Origin of the sequence: Caldisericum exile AZM16c01 (assembly GCF_000284335.1) — a bacterium.
Taxonomy (GTDB): domain Bacteria; phylum Caldisericota; class Caldisericia; order Caldisericales; family Caldisericaceae; genus Caldisericum; species Caldisericum exile.
The window spans coordinates 52,589-65,225 of sequence record NC_017096.1 but is presented as its reverse complement, the minus strand read 5'-3'; the positions used below and the strand labels follow the sequence as shown (position 1 = coordinate 65,225).

At 34.6% G+C, this 12,637-nt stretch carries 12 protein-coding genes; 6 read left to right on the top strand and 6 right to left on the bottom strand.

The annotated features are described in order from the left end of the window. Window positions 1–151: 151 nt before the first annotated feature. The 5 genes from CSE_RS00280 to CSE_RS00265 all read right to left on the bottom strand — a co-directional run bounded on the left by CSE_RS00280 (window position 152) and on the right by CSE_RS00265 (window position 3,186). Entirely contained in the window at window positions 152–1,417 is a 1,266-nt protein-coding gene (locus CSE_RS00280) for a hypothetical protein (RefSeq protein ID WP_014452602.1), read from the bottom strand. A gap of 20 nt (window positions 1,418–1,437) precedes the next feature. Next, the gene (locus tag CSE_RS00275; RefSeq protein ID WP_014452601.1) at window positions 1,438–2,085 is read right to left on the bottom strand and encodes a C39 family peptidase; all 648 of its coding nucleotides are present in this window, start codon (window positions 2,083–2,085) and stop codon (window positions 1,438–1,440) included. 11 nt (window positions 2,086–2,096) lie between these two features. Next, window positions 2,097–2,423, bottom strand: a complete 327-nt coding sequence (locus CSE_RS00270; RefSeq protein ID WP_014452600.1) for a hypothetical protein — start codon at window positions 2,421–2,423, stop codon at window positions 2,097–2,099. 52 nt (window positions 2,424–2,475) lie between these two features. Further along, window positions 2,476–2,775, bottom strand: a complete 300-nt coding sequence (locus CSE_RS08630; protein WP_407919062.1) for an integrase core domain-containing protein — start codon at window positions 2,773–2,775, stop codon at window positions 2,476–2,478. 135 nt (window positions 2,776–2,910) lie between these two features. Further along, a complete protein-coding gene (locus tag CSE_RS00265; RefSeq protein WP_014452599.1) occupies window positions 2,911–3,186 on the bottom strand; it encodes a hypothetical protein in 276 nt (91 codons plus the stop codon). A gap of 641 nt (window positions 3,187–3,827) precedes the next feature. Here CSE_RS00265 and CSE_RS00260 point away from each other — a divergent pair. The 5 genes from CSE_RS00260 (at window position 3,828) to CSE_RS00235 (ending at window position 9,554) form a co-directional block, all read left to right on the top strand. Then, a complete protein-coding gene (locus CSE_RS00260) occupies window positions 3,828–4,505 on the top strand; it encodes a hypothetical protein (RefSeq protein ID WP_014452597.1) in 678 nt (225 codons plus the stop codon). A 147-nt stretch (window positions 4,506–4,652) separates the two neighbouring features. Further along, the gene (locus CSE_RS00255; RefSeq protein WP_014452596.1) at window positions 4,653–5,186 is read left to right on the top strand and encodes an RNA polymerase sigma factor; all 534 of its coding nucleotides are present in this window, start codon (window positions 4,653–4,655) and stop codon (window positions 5,184–5,186) included. Between the two features lie 30 nt (window positions 5,187–5,216). Then, on the top strand, window positions 5,217–5,918 hold the full coding sequence (locus CSE_RS00250; RefSeq protein ID WP_014452595.1) for a hypothetical protein: 702 nt from the start codon (window positions 5,217–5,219) through the stop codon (window positions 5,916–5,918). A 591-nt stretch (window positions 5,919–6,509) separates the two neighbouring features. Beyond that, window positions 6,510–7,763: an amidase domain-containing protein gene (locus tag CSE_RS00240; RefSeq protein WP_172633850.1), complete on the top strand. Its 1,254-nt coding sequence runs from the start codon at window positions 6,510–6,512 to the stop codon at window positions 7,761–7,763. Between the two features lie 12 nt (window positions 7,764–7,775). Next, window positions 7,776–9,554 (top strand): WD40/YVTN/BNR-like repeat-containing protein, encoded by a 1,779-nt coding sequence (locus CSE_RS00235; protein ID WP_172633849.1) that lies wholly within the window; start codon window positions 7,776–7,778, stop codon window positions 9,552–9,554. A gap of 608 nt (window positions 9,555–10,162) precedes the next feature. Here CSE_RS00235 and CSE_RS00230 read toward each other — a convergent pair. Further along, on the bottom strand, window positions 10,163–11,581 hold the full coding sequence (locus CSE_RS00230; RefSeq protein WP_014452577.1) for an IS110 family transposase: 1,419 nt from the start codon (window positions 11,579–11,581) through the stop codon (window positions 10,163–10,165). A gap of 446 nt (window positions 11,582–12,027) precedes the next feature. On the opposite strand from CSE_RS00230, the gene CSE_RS00225 reads away from it, so the two are divergent. Continuing rightward, window positions 12,028–12,594, top strand: coding sequence for a hypothetical protein (locus CSE_RS00225; protein WP_014452590.1), 567 nt, complete (start codon window positions 12,028–12,030; stop codon window positions 12,592–12,594). Window positions 12,595–12,637: the final 43 nt, after the last annotated feature.

Sequence of the window (12,637 nt, the reverse complement as noted above, 5' to 3'; positions counted from 1 at the left end):
GTGAAGGCACTATCTTTTTTAATATGTGCTTAAATTTATTCCTCTGTAACCTGTGTTCTTCTTCAGCAGGTTCTAAATTAAATCTAAGGTTTGTGAAGGAAAAATACGAGGAATATTTTGAGAATCGCTCAGATTAGGTTATTATCAATTATTAGAATCCATTTTCTTTTAGATCAAGAATTATCAATGATTTTCCTGCGCCAAATAACATGTCATCCCTTAAATAGATGTACCCCAGTGCAAGCGGGTCTTTAACAAAGCAAGTTTTAACGATACCAGTGTTTCTGTTTAGAACATTTAATGTATCGTTGTGTCTGTTTAACCAGACAACATAACCTTTTGATTCCGTCTGTGGGAAAGTAAAATAAAATTCGTCAGTTGTATCGGTAAAATATTTCATGTTTTGCATATTACTAACGGGAGCAATAACTTTAACAAATTTATTTTGGTTTGAGTCAATTGGATAATCAAAAATTATGTTATCGTCTTCAGTAAGTAAAACCTTTGTTGCGATATAGTTTGGACTTCCTGAAGCATCCTTTGCTAATGGTACACTTAAAAGGTCCGTCAGTTTGTCTGAAAGGTAGTCATAAACATATATATCTTGGACTCCATTTTTTGCATAGTTAAAAGCAAGATAAGAAGCATTTGCTGTTAATGACATAATAGAACCGTTAACCTTAAAAGAAGAATCCTTTTTAAAGATAGTCTTGATGTTACCTGAATTGAGATTTATAAGGTCAACTGAATTGTGCGCTACACCATCTATTATTTTCCCTTCTTTATCTCTTTCTGTAGGCTCAAATGAGTATCGGGCAATTGCAAGAAAATCTTTGTAAAGAACAAGGGAAGACAAGGAATTATACCGCAATACACCCTCGCAGTCAGTGCATCCATTTTCCTCATACACAATTTTCTTTTCATTTGTTTTTCTATTGATTGCATAAACTCTTACAGGTCCATCAAACTCTTCCTCTATTTCTCTATATACTATCCAGTTGTCGTTTACATTTACCCAGTCAATTTGCACAAAACTATTATCGATTTCTGCAAAAGTTTTAAGCACCTTATTCTCATAGTCATAACTGAATAATTTTTCAATATAGGTAAGACATGGTACGGTATTTTTCGAAGGTCTATCGCTTCCGGAACTAAAGAAAATCACGCTTCCGCTTACAGCAATTGAAGCAACCGAAGGATAGTCCTTGGGAATATCAATTGATTCATATTTTAATTTAGCTTGGTTTACTATTTCATTCCCTTTGACAAGATTTTGAAGAGTTACCGTGCTTTGATTTGTATTAGGCAATGCATTATTTTGGTTGTTAGATTGTGGGTTGTTGCTACACCCAGTTATAGCAAATAATACGGCCATTCCAACAAGTAATGTAATGATTCGATGTATTTTTTTCTTCATAATTCTTCTCTCCTAAAAATTTATCCTACCCCTGGATACGGATAAGCATATTGATAATAGCTATCTCTTGAAGAATAATTTAAATGGCAACTATTGTATGCGGGAAGCATGGAATAATTTACTAATCCGTCTGAACTTGTTTTTATGCCAAGATAAATATACAAACCATTTGCTGAATCCGTGTAAAAAATAGTCGGATTACCTAAGTTTGAAGAATCAAGATTATAGCCGTAGACTGCCGTATAGTGAACAGCATGATGTCCGTTCCAAGCCGGTAAATATTCGGTATAACCACAAAAAACAACACCAGCAGTATCAGCTCCTATATCAGCAGATAGTAGATTGATTAAATCCTGCATAGAATAAAAATGACAAATCTTATACCAGTAAGATGTACTCCATTGATTGAAAATATATCCATTCAAGGCATAAGCAATTGCACTCTCAGATACACCTGATGCATTACAGTCCGAAACACTTGGAACTGAAAGCCCCATGTATCCGTATTCCTTGTTGGCAATATCGGTTTGTGATGAATATTTAGCCCAGCTTGATAAAACAGACTCAGATGCTGCTACACCGCACCATGTACAGCCTTGTTGAGGGTACTGTGTCATATTTGTATATGCATAATTAGAAGCAGTTGCTTTGATTCCTTGTCTTTGCATTCCATGTTTTGCTAGAATCGCATTTTTTCAGCTATTATGGCGTTTAGAGGCAACTTTAACCAGCCTCGCATGTCTCCGTGATTGTTTATAAAATCATCCCAACTTACCTCACCATTTTGTGAAGGTTCTCCTTTTGGCGTCACATAAATTGGTTTACTGCCATCTTTGTAAGTTACAAGATGAGTCTTAATATCGTAGTTTGCAATATTTGGGTTAGCAGTTTGAAGAGTTTTTAACATTCCTTCTGCTTTGTTCTTATCTCCAATTGCTAAGGCCTTAGGCACGAGAACATTTAAAACTAAGCAAAGAACGGCAAAAATAATTAGTATCTTTTTCATTTTTTTCCTCCTTTCCTTTAATTCTTACCTAAATTAAGCGATTTTTTTATCATCATAAAAGTTTTAGTACTTTTTTGAAAAAATTGCAAGTTTTTGTATGAGTCACATACATTTGAGACTCTACAGAATATTTTAACACATAATCAATTGGTGTCAAATTGTTTAAGCTCTTATGTGGTCTTTGAGTATTGTACCATATGAGGTAGTCAATAAGTCTCTTATTGAATTCATTGATGTTATCAGGAAGAAGTAAGAGATTTAAGTCTATGAATTCTTCCTGTAATGTTCTGTTTGCTCTTTCTATGAATCCATTTATTCTTGGACATCTTGGATAAATGAAGTTGTGTTTGATATTTTTCTTCTTGAGATATTCATCAAACTCTCCTAAGAACTCAGAACCAAAATCTCTTTGAACTACCTTTATGCTATCCTTTATTAAATAAACAGTTTCAAGTTTCTTAAAGAAGATTAATGTGTTTCTGCCGTTTTATGATTTAAACTCATATGCAAATTGAAACTTAGAGGATATGTCAACTGCATTGAGGATGTATCTCTTTATTCCTTCTACAAACCTGACGATTGTGTCTATCTCTATGTATCCTAATTCTTTTGGTTTAGGATAAGGCTTTACCTTTAGTTTGTAATTTTTCTTTTTCTTTGCAAATCCACTTTGAGGATTATGGTAGTTTAATCCCTTTGGATATTCTATGAGGTTATACCTTTTGATAACCTTCCTTATTGTTGATATTGAGATAGACTTCATTCATCTTTTACCACAGTAATCATCAATGAATTTCTTCAACTTTTCTTTTCCCATTCTTGGATGCTACTCTTATCTCTCTTATGAAGGATATAATCTCAGGGCTTATTTTCATCTTCCGTAGTTTCTTAGGTCTTCTTGATTTAGGAATGAGACTATCAAGTTTACCCTCTGATTCTCTTAAACACCTCCTCCACCTAAATATGGTTGCTCTTGATACTTGAAGACTTCTACGGCAAGTCTTATACCATGCTTCTTTGAGAACTCAACAACTTTTAACCTAAATTGGGCTTCATCACTTTTAGAGAACTTGGAAGCTCTTATTAATCTTTCTATAGTTTCATTATACAGAGGTAACAGTTTTTCTTTTTAACATATTTCACTCTCCTTTTTCTAAGATAGGAGTCTCATATGTATCGTAACTTGTTCACCTGCGTTCTTCCCCAGCAGGTTCTACATTGAATCTATGTTTTATCCAAGGGAAACACGAGAAAAATTTGGAGAATCGCTCAGATTAGGATAGATATAAGAGGAAATGATCTTAAGAAAAAAGTAAAAATTCTTTCAAACTATGGGTACAAAATTTCAAAATCTCAGGTCTTATTATATGAGAAGAAAAATTCTCAGAAAGGAGATGGTGTTAAATGAAGAAATTAATTTTGGTTGCGTTAGTAATCATCATCGCAGGTTGTGTTGGTCTTGCAAAAGCGACAGATTCCACTTCTGTAAGAAACGTAAAGATTGCGGATGAAAACCTTAAACTTGTTGAAGTGCCTGAGTTTACTTCATTTGAAGAAGATATCAGGAATTTATCCAACATAGTTATTTACCAATTGGTTGATGTAAAAGAATTTGAGGAATTTACTAACTCTCCTAATAGGTTGCCTTATGCTTATGTTGTAGGAATAGATATGGAAGCAATGAAGAAAGCAGAATCTGAAAGGAAAAGCCCTAATGAATCTTTCAGTGTGAAATTTGAAAAGGTTTCCCATCCTATTGTAAAACCCGATGTTTGGCATATTGATGTACCTATAAGTGGAGCAAACCTTCAGCCAGGCTATGGTAACAGATTTGGTCCGTATTCAGGATACATTTATGTCTCTTTTTCTTTAACCTGGAATCCTTCCAATGAGCCAATTGATGTTGGCATACAGTATACTGGTTCGTCTACAATAACTGCACATAGGCTAATAGGTGGCTCTGGCTCAACAGGATTTAATGTAGATGCTTCCAAGTCTTTCTATGCATGGGTTATTAATCCAGAGGATAATAGCGCTAATATCTCTTCATATCAAGGCATGATCAGTCTTTGGGCTCAGTAATATCTGTGCAAAAATTTTTAATTGATGTCTCCCTTAATTTACTGCAAGGCTCCCTATTGTATGAGAACCTTGCAGTAATCTTAATTCTGTAAATTAAATTCGTTAAATGTATTCCTGTTCTGTTTAATGGTATAATGAAAACAAAATATGGACGAAAGAGAACTTGTCAAAAAAGCTCTCACAGACAGAGAGGCTTTTGGGAAAATTGTAGATATTTACTATAAAGAGGTGTTTGGCTACATCTACAAAAGGACAGTTGATAAGGAACTATCAAAGGATCTTACTCAGGAGACGTTTCTCAAAGCGCTTAAGTACATAGGTTCATACAAAGGACGTAGCCCTTTTATTTTCTGGCTCTTGAGGATTGCAACGAATGTAATAAATGAGCATTACAAGAAAGAAATCAAAGAAAACAAATTCATAAGTAAGTACAAAGGCACTCATTCCGAAAATACGAGTATTTCACCCTCAGATGACATTGATTACGAAGTTATTTATAAGTACATTAAAATATTACCAGTAGTTGAGCAGACAGTTTTAACGCTTGTGTTCTTTGAGCACAGGAGTCTCAAGGATGTAGCATTGATATTAAACTATCGAGAGAGTTCGGTAAGAAAAGTATACTACAGGGCTTTAAGCAATTTGAAGAAAAAAATCGAAAATGATGGGTATAAATTTTGAAAAACTTAAGTCTTATATATGGTGAGAAATATGAGAAACAAAAATAACAAAGAAATAGAAAAAATGGAGAAAATGCTTAAAAGCGTTAAGCCTCCAGAACTGATAGACGAAGAAATAGAAAGATATAAAAATGAATTTGAACAATATTTGCAAGGAGAGTTCGACAATGTTGCCCGTGAAAGAGAAAGAAGTCATCACTTACGAGTAAGACTTGCCTATGGCATTGGAATATTCGTTTTATTGCTCTTTATCCTTTCGTTTGTATACACCAAACCATATTTTGTTAAATTAGCCACTGCAAAGATTATAGAGAATAAGCTTCAGTATAAAGTTGCACTTAAAGATATCATTGTTAAGGATGGAGTAGGGATTGTCATTTACAATTATAAAGAGGTTACAGTAAACGTATTAAGTGGAAATATCGAAGTTTCTAAACCCATTGAATATGAGCCTTCTAATGAGGAAAAGGAAAAGGCAATTGAAATCGTAAGAAACAGCAAAGAAGCAAAATACTTTGTTGCAAGCGAAGGTGCCTCTCCCCAGGATATTAGTAAAAATGAAGTTGTATCTATTAAAGGTTTAATGTTCCCTAACTCAGGCAAAAAGTTAATTGAAGTACTCCTTGCATATACCCCCCAAAACTTCCACCCAGACTCACAACCTGGCTTGTACCCTCCTTTAATGACAGCGAAATTTATCGTAGACATTGAAAAAGGAAAAATTCAGCCATAAATGCATATAACCATTCCTATGATTTGGAGACACATCTATTGAAATTTCCTGAAAGAGCTTATCAAAAAAGAGCACTAATCCAATCCGATTTTTTACTTTTTGTAATCTGCGCTTTATTCAAATATTTTATCTTTGGAATCCTCTTAGAAATAGTAAAGACTCAAGAAGGTGAATCCACAGCTTTTTCATTGGGTTTGCTTTCCTGTAATCCGTCGCCCTTTTGAGTTCCATTCTAAGAGAAGAGAAAGTTTCTTAAAAATTCCCTAAAAATTATGGAACTTTTTTGAGAGTTTGAAAGTCTTATTATATGAGGAGAAAATTTCGGGAAGAAAGAATTTTGCCCTAAAAGATATTGACAAGCTGGAGAACAAAACGAAGTAAAAACAGAAGCGAAATCTCCCTCGGGATTGGAGGTGATGCTTTGAAACGAGGGCAAGGCTCCGGGGAATAAGGGAGATGAGAAAAAGAATAACAGAAGATGAAAAGGGAGTAAAAAGAAAACAAATTTTAAGAAAAGAGAAATTAAAATAAAATTTAACCAAGGAGGTTAAAATGAAGAAAGGTTTATTAGTATGTTTAGTTGTATTATTCTTGCTAACAACATTTGCATTGATCCCAAAAGGATACTCTAAGAACACTCTATCTGTTAAAGATTCCTCAATAAATACGACTGTATCCACAGACGAACTCTCTGAAATATTGAGAACATGGATTATTAAGAACGAGGCACAGTACTATAAGAATATTTCCATTGCCACGACTCCTGTTAAGGTAGAAATCAAAGATAGTAAGATAGAGGGAACATTTACTGTAACTGTAAGTGAGGTATTAAAAGCAATAACCCCAGAGGAGTTGCCAGCAATAAGAGGAATGGAAAGATTTAGGGATTTAAAAAAGGGAGAATTGTCTCCAAGTCAGAATAATGCGGTAAATAAGGAACTAACGAGTTGGATTACTGAATTAAAGGGCTACATTGGTAAAACCGAAACTTTAAATATTGATTTTAAAGTTGTAGCAGACCTTTCAGAGGCTGGAAGTATTCTTTTAGATACGGTAAACTTCTTTGCAGATAACTCTATGGGCGATTTTTATAAGATATACAGTTTGGTTCCAACTGCAGATGAAATGGAGGAAGAGGGATTTAACCATGCAAAAGAAATTGCAGATAAAGCTAAGGATGCTGCTTTTTCTCAAACTTCTCAATATTGTTACACAGTAGATGAATATCGGAGATGCGATCCTAACAATCCTCCAGATCCTGCTCATGGTGTTTATGGCGACTACAATAATTATGCTGCTAACTATGCTGATCGTTACACCAATGATCATGGTAATTTTGATACTGACAACTATAATCTTGCTAACTATGTAGCCTATCAAAATCCACCTTTCAACGGAAGTGATTGCGCAAATTTTGTTTCACAGGCAATGTTTGCTGGAGGAATCCCAATGAGTACCACACATGATGTAGAACATTGGTGGTACGATTCCTCAAACCTTCCTCCAGATTATGCTCCCTGGATATGGACAACAGCAGTTAAGGAAAACAATAATTGGGGCTTAAGAAACTATATGTATTACAATGGTTATTGGGCGGACTCAGATCTGTACTGGGCTAATGCAGGATCCGTAATGATGTGGACGAATTCCAGTGATTCCCCGGGACATGTTGCTATGATTGTACAAAATGACACTATAAATCGTGCATTAAGTGCACATACTAATAATCATCAACACCTTTTTTATAGCGAAGGAAGTTATTTCAATAATACAAATATGGATTTCTATACCGTCCATCATTATGTTACATATTGTTATGCTTCACAACCTGGGACACCAAAATAAATGAAAAAAATTATGCTAAGAAAAAAGTTAATGGTATCAATATTTGTTATACTTATTTTATCAGTTTATGCTGGATGCAGTAGGACAGAAGGAATCCTGCCACAAAATAATCCTCAGAGTGAAATACCAAACCAGGAGGTTGAAATTAAGAATAGTGAAAAAGAACAATTTGTGCCCTGGGAGATTTCTCACTGGGAGAGGATTAATGATGGTATTGTTACCGCTTTTGCAATAGACCCCAAAGATAGCAATATTTTGTATGCAGCCACATATCCGCCACAAAAAGTTGACTCCTCTTCTAAGGTTCAGGTAATAGGAAATGCTAAAACTAGCCTGTGGAAGTCTGAAGACAGTGGAAAACATTGGAGTATTCTCCTATCTTTAGAAAATCTTCGCTATGGACCTCTGACAATTGATGGAATTTATATCGATCCGGAATGTTCTAGAAAAATTTGGATATCAGAACATGGTGCTGGATTGTTATTTTCTTCTGATGGTGGCATCACCTGGAAGAAAGACCTTCAAAAAGACGAAAATGATATTTTTAGGATGTACTGGAATAGCCTCAACACAAATATAAATGATTTACCAGTTGCTTATAGTGTTCGTTTTGGAGATGTGAACAGGTGGACTGGTGCAATATATTCATCGCTTGATTCTGGAAAAACATGGAAACGCACTTCTTTGCCTCCATTAGCTTGTCCAAGCTTTACTTTAGCTGTTGACAAAAAAAATCCAAATATTTTCTATGTCTTCGGTCTAAATGGTCTTTTTAAAAGAGTTGAAGGGAAAGGGGATTATGAATACTATCCTATTGGAGACAGTCTGAATACTTCTTATATATATATTGAGCCTAAAAATCCAAATTCTCTATACGCTGTCTCTTACAGCTACTACAATTCTTTCACTGGTTTTAACAATTCTTTCGCTAGCTTTAAGTCATCCGATTATGGTAAAACATGGGAAAAAGTTGGTGACTTTTATTTTAACCCTCTTCATCCCGATATCCGTATAAAGATCGTAATTACAAAAACGACTCCACCTTCACGAAAACTACTTTATGTATCGTTGGACAACGGGAAAAGCTGGAAATTATCCGATCTTGATATTGATAAAAACGGCATTCACTCCATTTCAATAGGAGGGGAAGGCGTAATTTATGCAGACACCTATAATGGACTTTTTAGGTCTGAGGACAAGGGGTTGCATTGGTCTCAAATTACAAACTTCAAGGAGGATTATTGGGAAGTAACAGATGGAAATAGTTGTTTCAATAGTAAAGTCCTTGTTAGCCCAGATGATCCTAACACAATTTATTGGACAACCGAGTTCTTAAAATCTACTGATGGTGGAAAAACATGGCAAGAGATGGACATTATCCAACACTCTAAACGAATTCATGGTTCTGCAATTGCAATTGATCCGCATAACCATAACCTGGCTTATCTTGGAATAACAGGAACAGGATACATAGAACCACTTTCACCTGAAGAATCTGCTAAACAGGGGATATATAGAAGTAACGATGGTGGAAAAAACTGGAAAAAGATAAGTCTGGATGGATATCGTATAAGTGCTATTGTAATTAGTCCTACTACAGGAATAATATATGCAGGAACTTTCTTCAACGGGCTATTTAGGTCCAAAGATTCAGGAAAATCCTGGGAAAGAATTACCCTTGATAATGATTTACATCTTTCGGTTTCTTCTCTTGCAATTGATACAAAAAACAACATTGTTTACATAGGTGTCCTTGGAGGCGGTATCTTTAAAATCGAGGACAAAGAATAAGTAATTCACATAATTCTCTCATGTAGTTCGCATGTTTCATAACTAGTGGGAGGTTTTCCTTCCACTAGTTGCTCCTTTAATTTCATGAGAAAACTTAAAACACAAAATCTTGCAAGAAGAAGGAGTCTAAAAAACACTTTGAAATTTGGTAAGTTAGAAAAGTTTCTTGAAAATTCCCTAAAAATTATGGAACTTTTTTGAGAGTTTGAAAGTCTTATTATATGAGGAAGGATTTTTGCTTAAAGTGAAAAAAAATGAATTTCCAAAAATCTCTTAAAAATGTATTGACAAGAGAGAGATGACAAAATAAAGTGAAGGAAAAATTATAGATTTAAAAGTGAGAACTCAAGAGAAATAGTTTCAATATTTCTTGAGTGAATGCAGGAATGAAATACCTATATTAGAGGGGACAAGTAAATCTTCCCCTCTAACTCCCCCTGAAAGGACAAAAGAATTTTTAATTTTGGGGGAGTGTTGAGGTGGTAAGTTTCCCCATCAGATTGAACTAAGGAGATTTCTCACTTCGTTCGAAATGTACCGTGTTAAGTCAATACCTTTTCATGAGAATTTTGAAAGTTTTTAGAAAATTGTTTTCCATATAGTAGTTATCAGTATTCTGCAATATTTGGATAGTGGTTTAATGTGTTATCTAATGGTATAGGTATGTTATTGATGGTGGTATTGATCTTTTCCTTCTTCTCTTTCTGTTGTTTTAGAATTTTCATTAATGCTTTCTTTTCTTTTATTCTTTCATGTTCCTTAAGGATCTCTTTTCCCATATCCTCATCTAATCCATATATTGGATCATATGACTTATTGAGCTTCACAATTGAGAATGCCTGTCTTATGAGTTTATTTGCAACTGCAATATGTATGAGTTTCTTCTCCTTTCCCTTAGTGAGGAGTCTATTGTATAGCAATTTGCACTGAGTATTGTATCTTGATGCAGATAGAGATGCCATGTAGAGTAATTGTCTTAGATATGGATTTCCCATCTTTGATATGTTGTATGATGCTCTTTTTACACTCTTGCCAGATTCCTTTATTGATGGTGTAAGTCCTACATATGAGGAAACCTCCTTTGCATCGTTAAATGAATCAAATGTGCCAAAGTATGCAATGATAGCAGAGGCAGTTCTTTTACCTATACCTGGTATACCTGTGAGTCTTATGAATAGTTCTCTGTATTTCTCCTTGTTTTTAATTACATTGTCTATCTTCTTTTCTATCTCTTTTATCTCTTTCTCTAATTCAATTAATACTCTCTTTAGACTCTCTATTGCATCATGAGCATATGAATCTGGATATTGCTCTAATGCCTCTATCTCATTGAGTATTCTTGTCCTTGTTCTTTTGAGTCCTTCAAGGGTTTTAATGAGTATCTTTATCTCAAGTTTATCTTCATATGAGGAATCTAACAAAAATGACCTAAGAGTCTCATACTGTCTTGAGGATATGTTTGATCTATTGCTTGAAACTGCCTCATACACATACTGACAGATTGTCTCTGATGCAATTTTATCTGTTGATGCTCTATCAAGGGATTCTTCAGTATACTTTCTTATTACCAATGGATTAATGACATAGATGAAGATGGGTATATTGTATAATCTATCTTCATTTGCTTTATGTTCTCCAATTCCTCTTTTCCACTTAAGCAACTGAAGTGCAAGTCTTGCATGGTATGAACCAGTTGATTCAAAGAGGATATGAACTTCGGTAATAGTAGGAGTATTATCAGTAGTGGTAGTATTAGCAATACTATTGGTAGTACTATTAGTAATACTATTAGTATTGGTATTAGTATCATTTTTCTTTTTGCTTTTCTTTGTACCTTTTTTCGTTTCTTCTAATTTCTTCTCTAATTCAAACTCCTTTTTAATTCTCTTTTCAATTTCTTTTATTAGATCTTCAATACCTTCATCTTTGTTTGAGAAGACACGACTCTTTCTCTTTTTGCCATCAAAGAAAGACACATCGAGTTTCTCTTTTGAAACATCAATACCAATAGCAAGTATTGACTCCATCTATCCAACCTCCTATAATGGTAATAGTTATTTTAGGTATGTGATTATTGAGTTTTCCTCTTGACCTATCATCGTAAATACAGGCTAATGTGCCTAATGTACCAAGTGCAGGTTCTTGAGGAAAAGGGGAAGTGGTTTTAACATTTCGAACGGTTTTAATAAACCAATGACCGGATAAAAATCATCACTTCCCCACATACCTCTAACAATACTTACGATGCACTGTTAAAGAATATGCTCCTCATTCTCACTACCTACACTATTATATACGATGACTAATTATTACTTTTTGGGGAGTATTGAGGGGTGCAGTTCAACCCCTCAAATTGAGGGCAAGGCTCCGAGGTAAAGGAGATGAGAGATAGGCAAAAAGAGACGAAAAGTGAAAGGAAAAAGAGATGGAATTTTAAGAAAAGTTTGAGTAAAATTTTAATAAGCAGGTTAAGATGAAGAAAATCATAATTTTAATTGCTGTTTTCATTGTCCTTCTAAGTCTATCTTTTTGTAGCAAAGTCTTTGCTGATCAATGTAGCCCCACAGAAGACTGGGGAGAGCAAGTTGGTACATACTCACCTGATTGGGGGAGAACTGTAATGTATGAGTATAACGATAGCGAGTATAATTTATATGTCTCACCACAGGCAAGATTTAGATTTACGCAAGACGCTATTGATACAATAAAAAATTATTATTGGTGGCATTTTCCACCCCTATACTATACTTTCGATATTTCTACTTTTCCATACAATACAACTGTCTCCGCTCTTAATACTACGATGTATTACTCTACACTTCCCTCTCCTCACTTTGATAGAGACGATGACCCAGAAGAATCAGGAGGAAATGGTTATTATGATGAAACTGAAGTTACCTGTCTTAGCCCACTTTCGATGTTAGCTAATACGGATTATCGCTTTGACTCTCGGTTTAGAGTATATTTTAAAAGCCCAAAAACGACTTTCACATTTAACTCTCAGATGAGTTCATGGGCTGGTAGCGAATACGATACATAGCCAGGGATGTCCAAGGAACATAAAAGTCGGGATTATCCCTGGT